The 22,140-nt window shown below is 33.7% G+C and carries 15 protein-coding genes; 10 read left to right on the top strand and 5 right to left on the bottom strand.

The genetic code is table 11. The annotated features are described in order from the left end of the window. Positions 1 to 71: 71 nt before the first annotated feature. Positions 72 to 935, bottom strand: coding sequence for a DUF58 domain-containing protein (locus AABD74_RS03450; RefSeq protein WP_406844680.1), 864 nt, complete (start codon positions 933 to 935; stop codon positions 72 to 74). Positions 936 to 1,030: 95 nt separating this feature from the next. Continuing rightward, complete coding sequence (locus tag AABD74_RS03445; RefSeq protein WP_053473368.1) at positions 1,031 to 2,035, bottom strand: MoxR family ATPase; 1,005 nt, start codon at positions 2,033 to 2,035, stop codon at positions 1,031 to 1,033. 212 nt (positions 2,036 to 2,247) lie between these two features. Between AABD74_RS03445 and AABD74_RS03440 the strand changes: the two genes are divergently transcribed. After that, positions 2,248 to 3,120: an aldo/keto reductase family oxidoreductase gene (locus tag AABD74_RS03440; RefSeq protein WP_232681764.1), complete on the top strand. Its 873-nt coding sequence runs from the start codon at positions 2,248 to 2,250 to the stop codon at positions 3,118 to 3,120. A gap of 542 nt (positions 3,121 to 3,662) precedes the next feature. Here AABD74_RS03440 and AABD74_RS03435 read toward each other — a convergent pair. After that, the gene (locus AABD74_RS03435) at positions 3,663 to 4,469 is read right to left on the bottom strand and encodes a DUF4382 domain-containing protein (RefSeq protein ID WP_232681765.1); all 807 of its coding nucleotides are present in this window, start codon (positions 4,467 to 4,469) and stop codon (positions 3,663 to 3,665) included. A 144-nt stretch (positions 4,470 to 4,613) separates the two neighbouring features. Here AABD74_RS03435 and AABD74_RS03430 point away from each other — a divergent pair, with 144 nt between their 5' ends. Both AABD74_RS03430 and AABD74_RS03425 read left to right on the top strand, forming a co-directional pair. Beyond that, complete coding sequence (locus AABD74_RS03430; protein ID WP_406844679.1) at positions 4,614 to 5,369, top strand: SDR family NAD(P)-dependent oxidoreductase; 756 nt, start codon at positions 4,614 to 4,616, stop codon at positions 5,367 to 5,369. A 134-nt stretch (positions 5,370 to 5,503) separates the two neighbouring features. Next, entirely contained in the window at positions 5,504 to 6,649 is a 1,146-nt protein-coding gene (locus AABD74_RS03425; RefSeq protein ID WP_232681767.1) for an ATP-binding protein, read from the top strand. A gap of 150 nt (positions 6,650 to 6,799) precedes the next feature. Here the strand turns inward: AABD74_RS03425 and AABD74_RS03420 are convergent, their stop codons facing one another. Then, positions 6,800 to 7,543: a DUF3298 and DUF4163 domain-containing protein gene (locus AABD74_RS03420; protein ID WP_232681768.1), complete on the bottom strand. Its 744-nt coding sequence runs from the start codon at positions 7,541 to 7,543 to the stop codon at positions 6,800 to 6,802. Positions 7,544 to 7,647: 104 nt separating this feature from the next. On the opposite strand from AABD74_RS03420, the gene AABD74_RS03415 reads away from it, so the two are divergent. Continuing rightward, positions 7,648 to 8,790, top strand: coding sequence for a cystathionine gamma-synthase (locus tag AABD74_RS03415; protein ID WP_406844678.1), 1,143 nt, complete (start codon positions 7,648 to 7,650; stop codon positions 8,788 to 8,790). An 83-nt stretch (positions 8,791 to 8,873) separates the two neighbouring features. Here the strand turns inward: AABD74_RS03415 and AABD74_RS03410 are convergent, their stop codons facing one another. Next, complete coding sequence (locus AABD74_RS03410) at positions 8,874 to 9,668, bottom strand: THC0290_0291 family protein (RefSeq protein ID WP_232681770.1); 795 nt, start codon at positions 9,666 to 9,668, stop codon at positions 8,874 to 8,876. Positions 9,669 to 9,991: 323 nt separating this feature from the next. Here AABD74_RS03410 and gdhA point away from each other — a divergent pair, with 323 nt between their 5' ends. From gdhA to ileS, 6 genes are all read left to right on the top strand, one after another. Beyond that, positions 9,992 to 11,335 (top strand): NADP-specific glutamate dehydrogenase, encoded by a 1,344-nt coding sequence (gene gdhA / locus AABD74_RS03405; protein WP_232681771.1) that lies wholly within the window; start codon positions 9,992 to 9,994, stop codon positions 11,333 to 11,335. 130 nt (positions 11,336 to 11,465) lie between these two features. Then, a complete protein-coding gene (locus AABD74_RS03400; RefSeq protein WP_406844677.1) occupies positions 11,466 to 13,748 on the top strand; it encodes a T9SS type A sorting domain-containing protein in 2,283 nt (760 codons plus the stop codon). Between the two features lie 73 nt (positions 13,749 to 13,821). After that, positions 13,822 to 14,535, top strand: a complete 714-nt coding sequence (gene recO / locus AABD74_RS03395; RefSeq protein WP_406844676.1) for a DNA repair protein RecO — start codon at positions 13,822 to 13,824, stop codon at positions 14,533 to 14,535. A gap of 129 nt (positions 14,536 to 14,664) precedes the next feature. Next, positions 14,665 to 16,557, top strand: coding sequence for a PQQ-binding-like beta-propeller repeat protein (locus AABD74_RS03390; RefSeq protein ID WP_232681774.1), 1,893 nt, complete (start codon positions 14,665 to 14,667; stop codon positions 16,555 to 16,557). A gap of 56 nt (positions 16,558 to 16,613) precedes the next feature. Continuing rightward, the gene (locus tag AABD74_RS03385; protein WP_406844675.1) at positions 16,614 to 18,533 is read left to right on the top strand and encodes a hypothetical protein; all 1,920 of its coding nucleotides are present in this window, start codon (positions 16,614 to 16,616) and stop codon (positions 18,531 to 18,533) included. 204 nt (positions 18,534 to 18,737) lie between these two features. Beyond that, a complete protein-coding gene (ileS, locus tag AABD74_RS03380) occupies positions 18,738 to 22,139 on the top strand; it encodes an isoleucine--tRNA ligase (RefSeq protein ID WP_406844674.1) in 3,402 nt (1,133 codons plus the stop codon). Position 22,140 lies beyond the last annotated feature (1 nt).

The raw sequence follows: 22,140 nt of genomic DNA, 5'->3' as shown, positions 1-22,140 counted from the left end.
TTAATTCTTCCTTTTAACCATAAATCATATACATCATAAATCAAAAATCGTTAATCAAAAATCTTAAATCTTTACCTTGATTTGAAATAGCCTAATAATTTAGTAACATAATTTTCGTCGACTCTTGTGTTTACAACACCAGCGCCAGATTTACTGAAAATATCTTTGAAATAATTTACGCGTTCCTGATAATGCTTTTCGTAATTCATTCTCACTGTTTTTGAGCCTGTATTTACCAATTGAATTTTTCCCGTTTCAGCATCAAGCATCGTTACCATTCCTAAATTTGGGATTTTTTCTTCACGGATATCATATACGCGAACACCTGTAATATCGTGTTTTTTAGAAGCAATTTTTAAAGTCTGCTCGTAATTTTCAGACATGAAATCAGAAATCATAAAAACAATTGCTTTCTTTTTTTGTGTTCCTGATAAAAACTTCAAGGCTTGAGAGATATCTGTTTTGTGGCTTTTTGGTTCAAATTCGATTAATTCACGAATAATTCTCAAAACGTGTGAACGGCCTTTTTTTGGCGGAATATATAATTCGACATTATCAGAAAATAAGATCAATCCAATCTTATCATTATTTTGTGTAGCCGAAAAAGCCATCGTTGCAGCAATTTCTGTTATGATGTCTTTTTTAAACTGACTTTTTGAACCAAAACCTTCAGAACCTGAAATATCAACCATTAAAACCATGGTTAATTCTCTTTCTTCTTCAAAAACTTTTACGTGGGCTTCGTTGTAGCGTGCGGTTACATTCCAATCGATGTTACGAATATCATCGCCATATTGGTATTGGCGCACCTCGCTGAAAGTCATCCCGCGCCCTTTAAATGAAGAATGGTATTCTCCCGAAAAGATGTGATTGCTCAGTCTTTTGGTTTTGATTTCAATCTTTCGTACTTTTTTTAAAAGCTCTTTTGTATCCATTTTTTCGGATTGCAGATTTTAGATTTTAGATTTTAGATTCCAAATTAGAGCGTAGGTTTTAAATCTAAAATCTACACTCTAAAATCTAAAATTTTTTAAGGTACTTCAATCTCGTTTACGATTTTGTTGATAATGTCTACAGAAGTAATGTTTTCGGCTTCAGCCTCGTATGTGATTCCAACTCTGTGACGTAATACATCATGTACAACAGCACGAACATCTTCTGGAATTACATAACCACGACGTTTGATAAAAGCGTAACATTTAGCAGCATTTGCCAAGTTGATACTTCCACGGGGAGATGCTCCAAAACTGATAAGTGGTTTTAAGTCGGCTAATTTGTATTTCTCTGGGTAACGAGTAGCAAAGATGATATCCAGAATATATTTTTCGATTTTTTCATCCATATAAACTTCACGAACTGCTTCTTGCGCACGTAAAATTTGTTCTACAGAAACTACGGCATTTACTTTTTCGTAACTTCCTTTTAAGTTTTGACGAATTACAAAACGTTCTTCATCAATTTTTGGGTAATCAATTACCGTTTTTAGCATAAAACGGTCAACCTGAGCTTCAGGTAATTGGTATGTTCCTTCTTGCTCAACAGGGTTTTGAGTTGCCAAAACTAAAAACGGACGATCTAGTTTAAAAGTTGTATCACCAATTGTAACTTGTTTTTCCTGCATTGCCTCTAAAAGTGCAGACTGAACCTTTGCCGGAGCACGGTTAATCTCATCGGCAAGTACGAAGTTGGCAAAAATAGGCCCTTTTTTAATAGAGAACTCGTTTGCTTTAATGTTGTAAATCATGGTTCCGATGACATCGGCAGGAAGTAAATCCGGCGTAAACTGGATACGGCTGAAAGAACCCTGAACCGCTTGTGACAAAGTATTAATGGCTAAAGTTTTTGCTAAACCGGGAACTCCTTCAAGTAAAATATGTCCCTGACCCAAAAGACCAATTAATAAACGCTCGACCATATGTTTCTGGCCCACAATAACTTTGTTCATTTCCATTGTAAGAAGGTCTATAAAAGCACTTTCTCTCTCAATTTTTTCATTTATCGCTCTAATGTCTAAAGTCGTTGTATTTTCTTCCATATAAATATTTTTAAAACCTTGATTTTTACGCCTAATTTTTGAGAGTGCAAATTGAATATTTTTTAAGAAGTAAGATGTTAAAGAATGGTTAAAACTTCGACCAATTACCTAATTTTAAGGACGAATTGTGAATCTATTTTTATATTTTTAAGAACTTTGGTGATTATGTTTTACAAAAGCATATTTATTAGCAAAAATAACTCAATATAACCATGAGCAAAACAGCATTATCGCCTATAATTTCAGGCACTATGAATTGGGGTGTTTGGGATAAAAACCTTTCACCAAAAGAAATGGAAAATATGATACAAATTTGTATCGAAAACAAAATCACAACTTTTGATCACGCCGATATTTACGGGGATTATACCACCGAGGCCGATTTTGGTAAAGCATTTAAAGCCAGTAAAATTTCACGCGAAAAATTACAATTAATTACGAAATGCGGAATCCAGCTTGTAACAGAAAGCCGTAATAATAAAATCAAACATTACGATTATTCTAAAGAGTATATCATTTGGTCTGTTGAAGAATCCTTAAAGAAACTTAAAACTGATTATGTTGATGTTTTTTTACTGCACAGACCAAGCCCTTTAATGCAGGCTGATGAAATTGCTGAGGCGGTTGAAAAATTAAAATCAGAAGGGAAAATTTTAGATTTCGGACTTTCAAACTTTACAAGTTCTCAAACTGAATTAATTCGTCAGAAAACAGAAATTAGCTATAATCAGGTACAATTTTCTGCAACACATTTTGAACCAATGGTTGACGGAAGCCTGGATTATATGCAGACACACGGAATTCGTCCATTGTCATGGAATCCGCTTGGAACTGTTTTTAGAGAAGATACTAAGAAAACACGCCGTTTGAAAAAATTATTTTCAACGTTACTTGAAAAATATCATTTAGGAGCAGATACACTTTTGCTTGCGTGGATTTTAAAACATCCGGCAGCAGTTGTTCCAATTGCAGGAACGGTTAATGTTGCCAGAATTCAGTCTTTAGTAAAAGCTGCTGAATTAGAAATGGACAAAGAAGACTGGTTTGCCATTTGGACAGAAAGTATGGGGGACGATGTGCCTTAATTGGTGAAATTATTATTGATAAAAAAACAGCTATGTTTAAATATTTAGACATAGCTGTTTTTTATGGTTGATTAATTAATTCAAGTTGTTAGTTTAATAATTCAATAAATAAATCGGCTCTAAAAAAGTTTAATCCCTGCGGGATATTTTTTCTGGCAGATTTTATTATTCTGCTGCCAATATTTAACTCCTAACGGGGTAACAAAAAAATATCTTGGAGAGATTACATATTGGTAGAAATCAATTTATTCATGTCAATTTTTGTCCCTGCGGGCAATGTCATTAAGTTAAGCTTTTAGAAAATAAAATTATTGCAAATCAAATCCGTGTTTATCCGCGTTTTTACGAAGTAAATCTGTTTTATCCGCGTCACAATTAGACGCTTATTTTACTGATTCGCTAAAGCGAAAACACTGATAAAAACTGATTTTTCTAATTACTTTCTTAATTAAACTGTTAAGTAATTTTATAGATTTCCTCTTAACTTAATGACATTGCCCGTAGGGACTACACTTTATTAACTAGCAGCTTGAATTAATTATTTATTGTAAAGCCAGAGTGTTCATGTTTGTAATTTGGCCATTAACAACCACAATATTAGGAATAACTAAAGGCGGTAATGCCGAACTCGGATCTGGTGTGATGGTTACCGTATAAGTTCCTGCGGGAATACCGTTTAGCTGAAAAGCACCTAACTCATTTGTATAAGCTGATACTGTTACATCTCCAACCTGAACAGATACCAATGACTGAACAGCAATTGGGGTTACAATTCCTTTGATTGCTCCGGATACCGCATTTGTAGAAACTCTGATTACAGGATGTAAGTTATAATTTCCAGAACTACCAGCCTGAACTACAACAGAATGTTCTACATCAAAATCTAATAAAAAATCATAAGTTACACCCGGTACTAATGTTTGATTAACTTTTAGTTTTAGACCTGATTGTTGGGCACTTGGCGTTTTTAAAGGATAAGTTGTGCCATCTTTAATAACTGTATTATGCTCACCAAGTACCAATCTGATTTGTCCTAAATATCCTGAAGGAACCTCGTTATCTGCCAAAAGAACATTTACACCACCTGTTAAATCAAGTAAATTGTATATACCTGGAGTTATATTTCCAATACTTACCCATCCGTCTTCGCCGGTTTCTGAATTGCTTTTGATTTTAACGTCTAATACCTCAACGTTTACTTCGTCGTAATCGCCTGGAGCATCACTCATCCTTACGCTGATTTTTGAAGTTTGAGAGTTGTTGTCATCATTACTGTTACAACTTGTAAAAAATAAACAAAGCAGCAATGTCAGGAGAAGTATTTCTAAATTAAGTTTTACTTTTTTCATGACTTTCTTTTTTTTAAATTAGTAAATTAATAACGCAGAATAAAATTCATTTAGTGTCTTTATGCCGTAATTTTGTAGAAATTTTAATCGAATTTTAAGGAAAAAGTTTGGTTATCTCTTAAATAAAAGTAGGAAACTTAAATCATGAAAAAAACTGTTTTAATAACTGGCGCCACAAGCGGAATTGGAAAAGCAACTGCGCAAATATTAGGTAAAAATAACTATAAAATTGTCCTTTGCGGAAGACGTATTGATCGTTTAACGGAATTGGAAAAAGAACTTTCGGCTTTTACAGAAGTACATTCTTTGTCTTTTGATGTTCGGGATAAAAATGCTGCTTTTGACAGCATTAATAATTTACCTGAGGAGTTTTCGGCAATTGATATTTTAATTAATAATGCCGGAAATGCACACGGTTTAGATCCAATCCAGAACGGAGATGTTGACGATTGGGATGCTATGATTGATATTAATGTAAAAGGCCTTTTGTATGTTTCGAAAGCGGTAATGCCAAAAATGATCGAAAGAAAATCGGGACATATTATTAATATTGGATCAACAGCTGCCAAAGAAGTATATCCAAACGGAAATGTATATTGCGCTTCAAAACATGCAGTTGATGCTATTACAGCAGGAATGCGAATTGATTTAAATCCATTCGGAATTAGAGTTGGAGCAATTCATCCGGGAATGGTCGCAACAGAATTTAGTGAAGTGCGTTTTAAAGGTGATGTCGAAAGGGCTTCAAATGTTTATAAAGGCTTTGATCCGCTGCAGGCAGAAGATATTGCAGATATTATACATTTTGTAGTTTCAAGACCATATCACGTAAACATCGCCGATTTAGTTGTAATGAGTACTGCGCAGGCATCATCAACGATTGTCAAGAAAAATATTTGATAAGAGATTTTATTGTAAAGACGCACAGAAGTGCGTCTTTTTTACGTTTTAAAGTTATAGAAGTGCAAAAAAAATAATTACGAGTTTTTAATTAGTGTAAATTAGTGCAATTAGCGGCAGAAAAAACATAAACCATGATCAATAAACGCCTTTTAATAAAAAACTTACTCGCGCATAATGATGAGAGCAGTTTTTATGATAAAAAAAGGCAGCTGAATCTTCATTCCAGAGAAGGAAAAGGAAAGTTTCTAAAACATATTTGTGCGTTGTCAAATTCAAATCCAACCAATAATTCTTATATCGTGGTTGGAGTAGAAGATCAGGATAACGAAATTGTTGGTGATGATTTTTTTGACGATAGCCGAATCCAGAATCTTGTTAATGCTTTTCTGGAAAATCCGCCTAAAATTCAATATGAAAATGTACCATTTCCGAATCTTCCAAAAGATAAAGTAATCGGATTGGTGACTATTAAACCCAAAAGCAAAATTTCCTATTTCAAAAAAGGAATTCATACTATTGCTGCCAATAGTATTTTTGTGCGACGCGGTAGTAATTCGGTTCCTTTAGAAATTAGCGAAGAAGTTGAAAAAAATTATCAAAATACAGAAACGGTAATTGGTATCGAAAATAGTTCCCGAAACAGCATTCAGTATACTCTTGACGGTGTAATTGATTTTATGAATTTCAGACATAAAGATATGTCGCCAAAATATAATGTTTTTAAAGAATTGTTTGTGATCTGCTGGGCCGGAGTTCCAAAAAAATCCAGAGATAAAACCTTTTTATCCCGCGTTGATATTGAACTGATTAATGAACAAGTTAAACTTTTTTATTCGGCGCAGGATGTGGTTACGATTTTCTTTAATGATGATACTTTTACAATTACAGAATATGTTCCGCTTGGACTAAATGATAAAACAAGTTATTATCCGCTGGAAGAACAAACGATTCATTTTTTTGATAACGGTTATTATAAAATTGACCGCCAAATGCTTTTTCAGCCGCCTGAATTCAATAAACGAATGTTGTTTCATATTTATAACGGGAATATTGCATTGCTCCAAAAATTACAAAAAGGAATCTCTCTTTCTGGCCGCGAATTAAAAGATCTTGAAAATCTTCCTTCAACTTTTATGATTTGCTATTTAAATGGTTTTGATGATGCCAAACAAAAATTGATTGATGCCAAGTTACTTTTAAAGCCTTTTGGACAGGCTTATTTGTCTTTTAAAGAAGCTTTACGAGTTTTGAGAAAGATGAAGTATGATATACAGTAAGGAAAGGTTCTAAGTTTTTTGTAGGTATGTATACGTAGAGACGCACAGCAGTGCGTCTAACCCAAAGGTTTTTTGAATTGCCTCCACCTTTAGCTGGAGGTAAAAATTGAAGGCATTAGGACTCTAGCCAAATTTTCTTTCGAAATTAAATTATTGAAACTTTAAATATTTACTCACTTTATCATACGGAAAAACTATTTCTTTTGGGCCGTCAGCGTAAGATGCAGCTTCGTATGAATTGTAATAAAGCAGTAAACCTTGAGAAGTATAGAAAATATTCTGCGGTAATTGAAATTTATCGTTTTCGAACATTAAACCTGTTGCGTTTATGTTTGCTTTTTCGGGAATTTGGTATTTGAGCCTGAATTCTTTTTCGGCGAAAGCCTTAAATTCTTTCTCATTTTTAAATAATTGATCGTTAAAAATAACTTTTCCGGTTTTTGAATTAAATAATAAAGACCTGAAACCCTGATAGCCATGTGCGCCGCCGGTAAAAGTATAATGATCTATTTTGATGTTTAAAATCTGTTCTGATTCAAACTCGACATTTCCCGTTATTTTTCCTTCCCAGCCAAAAGTATCATGCGGAAATTTTTTATGCATTTCTTCGTAAGAAGCAATAAAAGATTTTGACAATGATTTATAATCATTGACCTTTGCCGAGTCTTCGCCGAAATAAATGATTTCTTTAATTACATTGAAAACTTTTTTATTAATGCTGTCAGCGATGATTTTCTTATTTTTAGCAATCGGGACTTCTATTGTAATTTTCGGGCAATCGTTTTTGCACGGAATAGTAGATTTTTCTTCAAACGTTTCATTTTCAAATGAAAGCTCTTTTTTGCAACTTGTAAAAATCAAACACAAAAAGATTATAAATATGTAATTTTTCATATCAAAAAGTGTTAATTATCTACAAAGGTAAGAAGTTGTATCAGGATAAAATAAATTAAGCGGTAAATTTGTGCGACAATTATGGATTTAAAATTTATAACTATATGAAATTCAATACAAAAGTAATACATGGTGGTCAGCATCATGATCCAAGTACCGGAGCGGTTATGCCGCCGGTGTATCAAACGTCAACTTTTATCCAGACAAGTCCGGGAAAACCTTTGGCAGATTATGAATACAGCCGGGCGTCGAACCCAACCCGTACGGCTCTGGAAGAAGCTTTAGCAAGTATAGAAAACGGTGTACGCGGACTGGCTTTTTCTTCTGGTTTAGCCGCTACAGATTGTATTTTAAGATCGTTTAAAGCAGGTGACGAAGTTATCGCAATGGATGATTTATATGGAGGAACTTACCGTATGTTTTCAAGAATTTATAAAGATTCAGGAATAAAATTCCATTTTGTTGATATGACAGATATTGCAAAATTGAAATCATTAATCAATGAAAATACAAAATTAGTTTGGGTTGAAACGCCGACAAATCCGTTAATGAAATTAGCAGATATTGCAGAAGTTGCAAAAATCACTAAAGAACATAAAATTTGGTTTGCAGTAGATAATACTTTTGCGACGCCATATTTACAAAAACCTCTTGATTTAGGCGCAGATATCGTTATGCATTCGGCTACAAAATATTTAGGCGGACATTCTGATGTTATTGCAGGTGCTTTAATTGTAAAAGACGAAGCTTTGGGAGAGCAATTACATTTTCAACAATTTGCAACTGGCGCAACTTTAGGGCCAATGGACAGTTTTTTAGTTTTAAGAGGGATCAAAACTTTAGCATTAAGGGTGCAGAGACACTGCGAAAATGGAGAAAAAGTAGTGGAATATTTAAGCAAACACCCTAAAATAAATACGGTTTATTATCCAGGATTGCCAAACCACCCATTTCATGAAATTGCAAAAAAACAAATGAAAGCTTTTGGCGGAATGGTTTCTTTTACATTTAAATCGGGTAAAAAAGAAGATTCTATTGCGTTTTTAGAAAAATTGAAAGTATTTACTTTGGCAGAATCTTTAGGGGGAGTTGAATCGCTGGCAAATCATCCGGCTTTAATGACACACGCATCGATTCCTGCAGATAAAAGGGCAGAAGTTGGTATAACGGATGATTTAGTAAGATTAAGCGTTGGTATCGAAGATGCGGATGATTTAATCGCAGATTTAGAGCAGGCTTTATCTTAAAAAAAAGCAATAAAAAAATCCAAATTCCAATTGTAACTATTTTGGAATTTGGATTTTTTTTATTTTGGAATTTTTCTTTAAAATTAGAATTCTAAGTAATAGATATATCCAACATTAAACCAAACCTGCCAGTCATTTGACTTATTTTCCGGGTAAAGATCTTTGTTTGGGTTTAAACCGTCAATCCAGTCTGAACTAAAGGCTTGAAAACGCCCCTCAACCATTAAATCGCTCATTTGAGTTAATTTAAGATGGAATCCAACACCAGCTGTTGCTGCTAAAGCTACTCCGTTTTCACTGGCAAAGCCATATTGATGCCCGTCTGAAGGAGTTAAGTATTTTGGAAAAGTTGTTGCGGGAGTTCCTAATTCACCCATTGTTGAGCTTACTTTTGTAGAGTAATAAGATGCTAAAAATCCAACACTTACATACGGACTAAAACCGCCCGGAGTATTTTCGAAATCGTGAATTTTCATAAATGGAGAAAATTCTAACTGGGCTCCAAGATTTAATAAAGTAGATTTACCGCTCATTGCTTTTAGCTGTGAAACGGCCAATTGGTTTTTAGCGGTTTCTAGGTAACCTCCAAAATGATTAAGAGTTGTGGTATTGAATGACAATTCTGACCTAACTTTAAAATGTTCTGTAAAGAAACTTTCTCTGCTATTATTTGCAGAGAAATTAATAAAGTGAACAATTCCTACACCAAAACCGGTATTTCCCACGTTGGTATCAAAATTATGTCTTTGTCCAAAATCCGACTGAAAAGTTACAGGGCCGAATATAATTCCTACTTCTTGTGCAAAATCCGACTGAGCGGTAGCAATTGTAGATATGCCAAATAAGGCGAAAATTGTGAAATATAGGTGTTTAAACATCTCTTGGGGCTTTCAAAATATTGGCAAATATAAAAAAAACATACACGAATCAAAATAATATACACTTCTATTAAAAATTTAATAACAAAATACTTAATTTTCTGACTTTAAAGGTGGTGAATTGCTGTAAATTCGGAGGTGTAAAATTGTATTTTTAAGATTGTTTAAAAAATACACAATTCTGCTCCAAAAGCAAAAAAAAATAACAAACCATGATCATTTTGATATATCTTTGTATGTTATAACGAAAACGTTTTCTTAAAACGTATTTTCTTATGTAATTGATTAAGTTTAAAACTATTATTTGAATAATTTATTGTAAAATGGAACAAAAAATAAATGAATTTATGGCTCTTGTTGAGTCAAAAAATCCAAACGAGCCAGAATTTCTTCAAGCCGTTAGGGAATTTGCAGAAACGGTAATTCCATTTATCGCAGAAAGAAAGAAATATGATGGGAAAAATTTACTTCTTAGAATTGCAGAACCAGAAAGATCTATAATTTTTAGAGTTCCTTGGGTTGATGACAAAGGAGAAATAATCGTAAACAGAGGGTTTAGAATTCAAATGAACTCAGCGATTGGTCCATATAAAGGCGGAATCAGATTTCACCACACTGTAAACCTATCAGTTTTAAAATTTTTGGCTTTCGAACAGGTTTTCAAAAATAGTTTAACAACGCTTCCAATGGGTGGAGGTAAAGGAGGTTCTGATTTTGATCCTGAAGGTAAATCTGATGGAGAAATCATGCGTTTCTGCCAGTCATTCATGACAGAATTATGCCGTCATATTGGTCCTGACTTAGATGTTCCTGCTGGGGATATTGGTGTTGGTGCCAGAGAAATTGGTTATTTATTTGGTCAATATAAAAGAATTAGAAATGAGTTTACCGGAGTTTTAACCGGAAAAGGACTTGCTTACGGTGGTTCATTAATCAGACCAGAAGCTACAGGTTATGGAGTAGTTTATTTTACAGATCAAATGCTTCGTACTATTGGGCACGAAATTAAAGGTAAAAGAGTTGCTATTTCAGGATTTGGAAATGTAGCCTGGGGTGTAGCATTAAAAATAAATGAACTAGGTGGAAAAGTAGTTACTATTTCCGGGCCTGACGGTTACATTTATGATGAAGAAGGTATCTCTGGAGAAAAAATCGATCACATGGTTGAAATGAGAGCTACTGGAGACAACAGAGCAGAACTTTATTTAAAGAAATATCCAAACGCAGTTTTCCACAAAGGAAAAAGCCCTTGGGAAGTAAAAGTTGATATTGCAATTCCATGTGCAACTCAAAACGAATTGAATGGAGAGGATGCTAAAAAGCTTATTGATAATGGTGTTTTATGTGTAACTGAAGCGGCTAATATGCCATCAACTTTAGATGCTATTAAACTGTTCTTAGATAATAAAGTACTTTTTGCTCCTGGTAAAGCGGCAAATGCCGGCGGAGTTGCTGCATCTGGATTAGAAATGACACAAAACTCTATTCGTTTAAACTGGACAAGCGAAGAAGTAGATTTAAGATTAAAAGATATCATGGTTGGAATTCACAACCAATGTAAAAAATACGGTGCAGGAGATGATGGTTATGTAAACTACGTAAAAGGAGCTAACATTGCCGGATTTGTTAAAGTTGCCGATGCTATGCTTGCTCAGGGTGTAGTTTAAGATTAATTACAATTGAAAAATGCTCTCATTTGTCGTAAGGATAAATCGAGAGCATTTTTTTATTTAGTAGAAGAAGAAAAATCAAATACTTTCGTTTGTAGTATATTTGTCTATCCGATATCTGTAAAAAATGACAAGAAAGTTTCTTTACGTTTTATTTTTAGTACTGTTTCAATCTGGCTTTGCACAAGGTCAATTGTCCTGGCAGGGCTATTTTTCATTTAATGAAATAAAAGATATTTCAGAATCTTCGACAACGGTTTTTACTGCTTCAGAAAATGCTTTGTTTTCTAAAAATACGGCTTCAAATGCGGTAAAAACAATAACAACTGTCGAGGGACTTTCCGGACAGACAATTTCTGCTGTATATCATAGCGAAAGTTTCAAAAAGACAATTGTTGGTTATGAAAACGGTTTAATGATCATAATTAATGAAACAGATGGCAGCATAATAAAAAAAGTAGACATCATTAATAAGCAGTTAGCTGCTAGTATTAAAAAGATTAACCATTTAATGGAGCATAACGGGTTATTGTATGTTTCCTGCGATTTTGGAATTGTGCAGTTCAATTTGACAACATTACAATTTGGAGATACTTATTTTATAGGAGATAACGGAGCAGAAATCAGTATAAAACAAACCGCTTTTTTTAATGGATTTATTTTTGCGGCAACTTCAAGCGGAATTAGAAGAGCAGATATTACAAATCCAAATTTAAACGATTATAGCCAGTGGACTGTTGTAAATACGGGGAATTGGTCAAGTATTACAACATTAGATGCAGAACTTATTGCAATTAATTCAACAGGAAATATTCACAGATATAATTCGAATAATTTTGTTGGTTTTTTACAGCTTCCGCAGCCTTCTGTTGATATGCGTGCGGTAAATCACAATTTATTTATTACAACCCCAGGTTCAGTTTACATATATAACAGTCAAATGATTTTAAATCGTGAGATAGTTAATACGCAGCTTCCAGACATTAATCTGACCTTTTCCTGTGCATCAGCAGTTGGCGATTTAATTTACATCGGAACTAAAGAAAAAGGGGTGTTTTCTTCCACACTTTCCGGAATTGGAACTTTTGAAAACAATACACCAACCGGTCCTTCACGAAATAATATCTTTTCACTTGATGTTACACCAAATGTTCTTTGGGCTGTATATGGAGATTACGATATTTATTACAATCCTTATGACTTAGACGGCTATGGTATAAGTAAACTTAACAACTCAAAATGGTTAAATATCCCATATTCAGAAGTTTATGATGCAAAGTCGATTACTCGTGTTATTGTAAATCCAAGTAATGAAAAACAAGTCTATGCGAGTTCTTTTTTCTCTGGATTATTGCGAATTGAAGATGATATTCCGAATTTTTTATACAATGAAAAAAACAGCGGTTTAGAAACTTTGACATATGAAGGTCCAAATTATATTGATGTTCGTATTAACGGAACTGCATTTGACAGAACAGGAAATCTATGGGTAACAAACAGCCGAATTAAAAACGGATTGAAAGTTTTAAAAACAGATGGTCAATGGCAGAGTTATGCTACAAGCACAATTTTAAGTAATGCCGAAAATACAAGCTATGCTAATGTCGTTATTGATAAAAATAACGTAAAATGGATTTCTACAAACAATGAAGGTGTAATCGCCTTTAACGAAAGCACCAACACTTTCAAAAAAATGACCTTTGGCACCGATGCAGGAAATTTGCCGACAGCAGATGTAAGGTCTGTAGCAATCGATACTAAAAACCAGCTTTGGATAGGAACAACAAAAGGATTAAGGGTTTTGCCGAATGTTGGAAATTTCCAGGCCGAAAGCCAGTTAAAAGCAAATCCGATAATTATAATGGAAGATAATCTGGCTCAGGAATTAATGTATGAGCAGTTTATTACTTCGATTGTAGTTGACGGCGCCAATAATAAATGGATTGGTACTGCGGATTCTGGCGTTTTTATGGTTTCGCCAAATGGTCAGGAAACCAAATATCATTTTACAATTAATAATTCGCCTTTGCCAAGTAATACTGTAAACGATATTAAAATTAATAGTGCAACCGGAGAAGTTTTTATAGCAACCAACAAAGGAATGATTTCGTTTAAAGGAATTGCAACGGGAGCAAATGAAGATTTGAATAATGTTTATGTATATCCAAATCCGGTTAGGCCAACTTATTCCGGAACAGTAAAAGTTGCCGGTCTAATTGATAAAGCCAATATAAAAATTACTGATATCGAAGGAAATCTGGTTTACGAAACAACTTCAGAAGGAGGAACCATAGAATGGGACACCACCGCTTTCGGAAAATATAAAGTAGCATCAGGCGTTTATATGATTTTTATTTCTGCACAAGACGGCGGGGAAACTAAAGTCAAGAAAGTTATGATTATTCGATAGTTTTCAGTCTCAGCGGCAGTTTAAAATTTAGATTTCTAAAATCTAAAATCAGCAATCTAAAATCTAAAATCCTGTGCTCGTCAAAACCAAAGCAATAGTAATTTCATCTTTAAAATTTCAGGAAAAAAGCTTGATTGTAAAATGTTTTACACTTTCAAACGGACTGAAATCTTATTTTGTGCGCGATGCTTTTTCGAGCAGAAAAGCAAGCCAGAAAATTGCGTATTTCCAGCCGTTGTCTATTTTAGAAATCGAAGCTGTTCATAAAAATAAAGGCACTCTTGAAAATTTTAAAGAAATAAAAAACGGAATTCCTTTTCAAACCATCCATACTGATATTGTAAAAAGTACGATGGTTATGTTTCTGTCAGAGATACTTCATTATTCTATTCAGGAAGAAGAAAAAAACGAATCTCTTTTCTTGTTTTTAGAAACCGCATTGACTTGGCTGGATAATCATGATGAAATTTCTAATTTTCATTTGATTTTACTTTTAGAAATTACAAAATATTTAGGGTTTTATCCAGATGTTTCAGAAATTAACCTGCCTCATTTTGAAATGAATGACGGTATTTTTACATTTTCTCATGGCGGAAATGTGCTTTCAGAACACGAAACAAATTTGCTTAAAAAGCTAATCGATTTAAAGTTTGATAACAATCAAAAAGTGTTTCATGTACTTGAAAGACAAGTTTTACTGAAGATTTTAATTGATTACTACAGCTTTCATTTAGAGGGATTCAAGAGGCCAAAATCACTAGAAGTTTTGAAAGAAATATTTTCTTAAACTGAATCCTATTTTTATATATTTGTGCAGCGAATTTTTATTAAAATAATACTAAACATTTTTTAATAAGTTGATTCAGAAATATTAGCCTTAGACAAATATTAAATTTTTAATGAAAAATCAATTACTATGAAAAAAATTACTTTTTCGATTATTTTGCTTTTATTAGTAAGTGTTTCGGCCATTTCTCAAAGGAAATACGACGAAATTGTTAAGACAGAGAATACTGTACAGGATTTGGTACAAAACGGAATTACAGGGATCGTTGTTTTTAAAGAAGGAGGAACCGTAAAAGGTTTAGATCCTGAAACTAAAAAAGTGGTATGGACTTTAACAAAAGACGATTTTGGAGCTACATCTGCAGGAGATATCTTAACAGATCCTGATTTTGGAAAAGTTTTTAAAGACAAAAGTGCTTTAACAACTGTTCCGGGCAGCCCATATGTTGAAGCTTACATCAACAATAAATACATTATCATTAATACAGATACTGGTAAAATTGTTTACAATTCATCAAAAGAATCTTTTTGGGTAACACAATCAGACTTCATTCCTGAAACAGATGAGTATTTGCTTACGCTGAAAAAAGACGGCGATATGGCAATTGCTTTATTAGATATGAAAACAGGAGAATTGAAATGGAATACAACTGTAGATAAAGCAAAATCATTATTTAGCTTTTCTTTCAAAGAATCTGCAAATACAAATATTGCTACAGTTCACGGATCAGTAATTTACTATTTGTTGTACGGTAAATTATATTCTTTTGACAGAAATTCAGGAAAATTGAACTGGAAAGGTGATGAAGATTATTCTAAATTCTTTTTAACTCAAAACGATAAAAACATTGTTGTAGTAAATAACGCCGGGACTTTTTCTACAAAACAATATTTAAATGTTTTAAATACAGAAACAGGAAAAAGTATCTGGAAAGAATCTATCAAAACAAAAAGAGTAGTTTACCTTGAAGATTGGGGAACAAAATTATTAGTTGCTCATTACAGCGGTTTCAACTTTTTTGACTTAAAAACAGGTGAAAAAATCTGGAAAAAAGATGCTCGTGGAGATGGTTTGAAAAGAGTAATTCCTATCGATCAGGATTTCTTATACGTTGCAGAAAACGAAATGATGTTAATCAACAAAGACGGAGAAAAACTTTGGAAAAAATTCATTGAAATCTCTGATGACAAAGAAGACCCAATTTATTACTTAGGAAAAGTAGGTGAAAAAGTAATGTACCTTACAGGAACTTACGGAAACATGGTAGATTATAAAACAGGTGTTAAACTTTGGAAACGTAATATTCAGTTTGACAAAGACCGTCCGGTTTTGCCTACTTATGACGAAGCTACAAATTCTTACTTAGTATATAACGACGAGAAATTATACAAATTTGATCCAAGCATCAGCGATAAACCAGAGCCATTTGCTAAAGTGAACATCAAAAAAGAAAAAGAATTAAACAGTATCGAATTATTTCCTTGGGGAGTTGTACTTTCCGGACCGGTTGAGGTAATGGGAGTTAATATGGATGGAACAATTAAATACCACCTTACGTATTCACAGCCGGGAGAAACATCAAGACGTCTTTTAAAAAGTGCTGCAATTGCAGGAAGTATTGGTTTAGGTATTGGTGCAGGAGTAAGTGAAGTAAAAGGATCTGAAATAACGATGACATACCGTGATTCTAGCGGAAACATGAGAACTTCAGTTGTGAGAAACGAAGATAAAAATAACATGAACCAGGCAAAAAATTACGCAGCCGGAGCAGCAGCTCTTGGTATTGTAGCGGCTAAGTTCAATTCTCGTTTTAATGCAATGAAACAAAACAGAGACTTCTCTTATATTTTTGCAAAAGCAGATTCTGGAGAAAAAGTTTTGGTAAAAGTGAGTAAAAAAGACGGAGTTGAAGTTGATAAAATCATTTTTACTAACAATCAGCCGGTTTATGAAATAGATCCGGCGACACAAAATATTTTTTATGTGTCTGATAAATCTATTCAGATTTTTAATAAAAAATAAGATAACTAAAAACTCAAAGCCATCAGGATTTTTTTCTGATGGCTTTTTTTTTGCCTATGAAAAAAATAGTACTCTTAATTGCCTTGTTTGTAATTGGTTCAGTTCAGGCACAAGAAAAGATAAGTTCCAGAAAAAAGAAATTTTATATACCCGTAATTAAATATCCGGAATATCCTGTTCTTGATAATGTATTAACGCAGACCACTTTTTATCAAATGGATAAACAGTTAATACAAGAAGAACCTATATTGAAGAAAAATTATTTTAACATAGAAGGTTTTATAAAAGATCCTGCAAACGGAAAACTGAGAATTTATTTAACCATCGAACTGCCGCAATATAAAGCGACAAAAATCGATAGTGTATTTGATAAAAAGGAAAATAGCTGGAAATTTCAGGCATTTTCTAATTATAGTGTAAAAATAAAAATGGAAGCAAAATGTACTGATAAGCTTCTGTTAACCAAAGATTTTAATACTGTCGAATCGTATTTAATTGCAGGAGGCTATCAAAAAGATAATTTGAAAGCTGCAGTAGATATGAATAATAAAAAAATTGCAGAAGCAGAGAAAGATGGTAATTATACCGTTGCAGAGTTAGGATTAGATACAGTAATTTACAGTTCTGTTCAGGCAATACAAAACTATCTTAACTACAAATTAAAGTATACTATAGACGAATCTAAAATAAAGTTTGAATTTGTAACTTCAAAAGGACATTCAGAATACAATCAGATGCTGGCATTTGAGAACGAAATTACGGCTCAGATGGAAAAAGTAACACTTGAAAAAGGTTTAGACGAAAAATTGTTAACGCCGCATTTGCAGTATCTGGAAAGTTTATTGGTAAAATATCCGCCTTCACCAGCAAACGAAAACATCCGGTTTATAGTAACAAACAATTTAGCAGAAACTTATTTTTTACTTGAAAACAAAGAAAAAGCATTAATGTATGCTAATTTACTTATCGAGAATGATAAACAGGATTCCAGAGGATCTTCGATTGTAAAAAAAGTAAATAACGGCTATTTTGTCGATAAAAAAATAAGAAGCCATACCACACGTTTTGCAGATCTTAAAAAACTAGGTCTTAAAATAGCAGAAGAAAAAGAAGAAAAAAGATTAGCCTTTTTTGAAAAAATAGAGCAGCAGGATGCTGAATGGGAAAGTGAAAAAGCACGCCGTGAAGCTTATTTAGAAAAAGGCAAAATTCAAAGATTTAATCTTCTGGATTCTATTCCATACCAGTCAAATGCAAATTTACTGGCAAAAGTAGTAGATAATTTAGGTGGAAGCCAGGCTTTGAAAAAAGTAGAAAAAGCACATTACTTTTCTAAACTTTCAATAGAAGGAAATAACGTACCTCAAACAGAAGAAAAATGGGCGACAACCACAAATTATCTTCTTAAGAAAAAAATGCCCGAAACCTATTATGAAATTGTAAATGGAGCAGAAGCCTGGAGTCATGACGATCGCGAAAGCGGTTTAAATGCCAAATGGGCAAAATCGACAACTTACGATTACAACAATTTATCTAAAAACGTTGATTTAATTAATTTTCTTACAGATTTAAGACTTGATTTATGGAATAATTTTGAAGTTTTGCAAGATGAAATGTACGAAGGAAGATTGTGTTATCATTTGAACTATTTTGAAAAAACCTTAAGTTCAGGAAACAGAACGATTCCTAAAACAGATTATCATGTTTTTATTGATAAAGAAAATCACAATATCGTTTCGACAGAAAAAACAGAATTTGACAACGGAAATAAAAGCTTTTTTGAAAGAAGACTTTATGGCGATTACCGTCCGGTCCCAACATTAAATTCAGGAAAAATACCGTATAAAATTAATTACGAAATTGAAGATTTTAACGGAGAAACCATTTATCAGGAAGTACGTGAAAAAGTAGAAATAAATCCTGTTTTTGGAAATCGAATTTTTATGAAAGAAGTCTATTTCGGAGGATTTAAGTAGTCCTTTTTAATTCTTCCGGGAAAATAATTAGAATTGGTTAGTTTTTGGTTTGTTCGCTCAAAAATTTGAGATTACTGCCAAAAATTGACCAATTCTTTTGTTTTTGTACCCATTATCCCAACAAAAGTTTGTGAAATTTAAAGAAATTGATGGACAATAATTCAAAATTCCTTACTTTCGCACCTCGTTTAAGAAAAGGATAAAATGAGTACAAAATTTACTGAGTACAAAGGACTTGACTTGCCAACTGTAGCGTCGGAAGTTCTTGATTTTTGGAAGAAAGAAAATATATTTGAAAAGAGTGTAACTACTCGCGAAGGTGCAGAGCCTTACGTATTTTTTGAAGGTCCGCCTTCAGCAAACGGATTACCAGGAATTCACCACGTGATGGCACGTGCGATTAAAGATATTTTTTGCAGATATAAAACTCAAAAAGGCTTTCAGGTTAAAAGAAAAGCAGGCTGGGATACTCACGGTTTACCTGTAGAATTAGGAACCGAAAAAGAATTAGGAATTACAAAAGAAGATATTGGTAAAACAATTTCTATCGAAGAATATAACGAAGCGTGTAAAAAAACCGTAATGCGTTATACCGACGTATGGAATGATTTGACCGAAAAAATGGGGTATTGGGTAGATATGGAAGATCCATATGTAACTTATAAACCAAAATACATGGAATCTGTTTGGTGGCTTTTAAAACAAATCTACGATAAAGGTTTGTTGTACAAAGGATACACGATTCAGCCGTATTCTCCAAAAGCAGGAACAGGATTGTCTTCTCACGAAGTAAATCAGCCCGGAGCTTATAGAGATGTTACTGATACTACGATTGTAGCGCAGTTTAAAACATTGCCGGAGACATTGCCAAGCTTTTTACAAGGTTTTGGGGATGTTCACATTTTGGCCTGGACGACAACGCCTTGGACATTGCCATCGAATACAGCTTTAACAGTTGGTCCAAAAATCGATTACGTTTTAGTAAAAACATTCAATCAATATACTTTTGAGCCAATCAATGTTGTTTTGGCTAAAAATTTAGTTGGAAAACAATTTGGGAAAGGATTTTTCGCAAGTGAAGACGATGCTGATTTCGACAAAGTAAAAAATGGAGACAAACAACTTCCATATAAAATAGTAGCTGAAGCAAAAGGAGCTGATTTAGTAGAAATTCGTTACGAACAATTATTGCCTTATGTATTACCATACGAAAATGCCGAAAATGCATTTAGAGTAATTACCGGAGATTTCGTAACTACCGAAGACGGAACAGGAGTAGTGCATACAGCACCTACTTTTGGTGCAGATGATGCTAAAGTAGCAAAAGAAGCAAAACCGGAAGTGCCGCCAATGTTGGTTTTAGACGAAAACGGAACCGCAGTTCCTTTAGTAGATTTACAAGGAAAATTCACTTCGCATATGGGTGATCTTGCCGGTAAATATGTGAAAAACGAATATTATGATGCAGGACAAGCGCCAGAGCGTTCTGTTGATGTTGAAATTGCTATTCGATTAAAAGAAGAAAATAAAGCCTTTAAGGTTGAAAAATACGTACATAGTTATCCACACAGTTGGAGAACTGATGAGCCGTTGTTATATTATCCGCTAGATTCCTGGTTCATAAAAGTAACCGATGTAAAAGATAGAATGTTCGACCTGAACGAAACTATCAATTGGAAACCTAAATCTACTGGTGAAGGACGTTTTGGAAATTGGTTGAAAAACGCCAACGACTGGAACTTATCTCGTTCTAGATATTGGGGGATTCCATTGCCAATCTGGAGAACAGAAGATAAAAAAGAAGAAGTTCTGATTGGTTCTGTTGAAGAATTATACAATGCGATCGAAAAATCGATCGAAGCTGGTTTTCAAAAAGAAAACCCATTTAAAGGTTTCGAAATCAGAAACATGTCTGAATCTAATTATGATTTAATTGATTTACACAAAAATGTAGTGGATCAGATTACTTTAGTTTCGGCTTCAGGTAAGCCAATGAAACGCGAGAGCGATTTAATTGACGTTTGGTTTGATTCTGGAGCAATGCCTTATGCACAATGGCATTATCCTTTTGAAAACAAAGATAAAATTGACGAGAACAAAGATTTTCCTGCAAATTTCATTGCAGAGGGAGTCGATCAGACTCGCGGATGGTTTTATACCTTACACGCAATCGGAATTTTGGTTTTTGATAAAGTAGCCTATAAAAACGTAGTTTCAAATGGTTTGGTTCTGGACAAAAACGGACAAAAAATGTCTAAACGTCTGGGGAATGCAACAGATCCTTTTGAAACAATTGCAGAATACGGCCCAGATGCCACACGCTGGTACATGATTTCAAATGCAAATCCTTGGGATAACTTAAAATTTGACATTGAAGGAATTGCTGAGGTTCGCCGTAAGTTCTTTGGAACGCTGTACAACACGTATTCATTCTTTTCGTTATATGCTAATATTGACGGATTTAAATACGCTGAAGCAGAAATTCCGTTAAATGAAAGACCGGAAATCGATCAATGGATCATTTCAGAACTTCATACCTTAGTCAAATTTGTTGACGAATGTTATGAAGATTATGAGCCAACGAAGGCTACAAGAGCAATTTCTGATTTTGTTCAGGAAAACTTAAGTAACTGGTACGTTCGTTTATGCCGTCGTCGTTTCTGGAAGGGTGAATATGCCCATGATAAAATTGCTGCCTATCAAACGCTTTATACTTGTTTGTTAACAATCAGTAAATTAAGCGCTCCTGTTGCTCCTTTTTTCATGGATAAATTGTACAGAGATTTAACGAGTTCAACGCAAACCGAGCAATTTAGCAGTGTTCACTTGGCTGAGTTTCCAAAATTTGTCGAAAACTTTGTTAATAAAACGTTAGAAAGCAAAATGCAAAAGGCGCAGACGATCTCATCTTTAGTTTTATCATTACGTAAAAAAGAGATGATAAAAGTACGTCAGCCTCTGCAAAAGGTAATGATTCCGGTGCTTGACGAGAATCAGAGAGCTGAAATCGAAGCGATTTCTGACTTGGTAAAAGCCGAAGTAAACGTGAAAGAGATTGCACTTTTAGACGATGATTCTGGTATTTTAGTAAAGCAGATTAAGCCTAATTTTAAGGCTCTTGGACCACGTTTTGGAAAGGATATGGGGTTGATTTCTAAGGAAATACAAGCTTTTTCTGCAGATCAGATCAATCAATTAGACAAGCAGGGAACGTTAGATATTGTTATTGCTGGAAATAATGTAACTTTATCACTAGAAGACGTCGAAATAACATCGCAGGATATTGAAGGATGGCTGGTTGCAAATTCAAACGGAATTACAGTTGCGCTTGATATTACAATATCTGAAGAATTGAAAAACGAAGGTATCGCGAGAGAATTAGTAAACAGGATTCAGAATATCCGTAAAGATTCAGGATTTGAAGTTACTGATAAGATCAAAGTACAAATAAAAAGAAACGGTTCTTTAGCAGAAGCGGTTTCTAAAAACGAAGACTATATTAAGTCTGAGACGCTGACAGATAATTTGGTTTTTGTGGATGCTTTAGAAAACGGCACAGAAATTGAGTTTGATGATATTAAAACATTGATATTAATTTCAAAATAAT

Origin of the sequence: Flavobacterium soyae (assembly GCF_045348165.1) — a bacterium.
Lineage (GTDB): Bacteria > Bacteroidota > Bacteroidia > Flavobacteriales > Flavobacteriaceae > Flavobacterium > Flavobacterium soyae.
Note: the sequence above shows the minus strand (reverse complement) of the source record. Positions and strands in the feature narration are given on the sequence as shown.